The following is a 243-nucleotide window of genomic DNA, read 5'->3' as shown; positions in this document are numbered from 1 at the left end:
ACAGCTCCCCGAGGCAGTTTCGTTGTTCGCCACGTCCTTCATCGGCTCCTAGCGCCTAGGCATCCTCCGTGTGCTCTTAGTAGCTTAACCAATTGCTCCAAGGAGCAAATGCAATCTACCGTTTTTATTGAAACTTGTTTACACAAGTTCAGCTTAAAAAGGAATGTTCTAATTCGCAATTTTCGTTTCGATATCTAGTTTTCAAAGAACAAGCTCCATGCAAAAGCAAGCTGTTTGAGAGTT

The 243-nt window shown here is 43.2% G+C and carries 1 rRNA gene; it reads right to left on the bottom strand.

Annotated features, from left to right (window positions below):
* Positions 1 to 90: ribosomal RNA gene (locus HP548_RS00015) — 23S ribosomal RNA — on the bottom strand; the annotation flags it as partial.
* Positions 91 to 243: the final 153 nt, after the last annotated feature.

The organism is Paenibacillus taichungensis (assembly GCF_013359905.1).
GTDB classification, from domain to species: domain Bacteria; phylum Bacillota; class Bacilli; order Paenibacillales; family Paenibacillaceae; genus Paenibacillus; species Paenibacillus taichungensis.
This window is presented reverse-complemented; position numbering and strand designations above follow the sequence as displayed.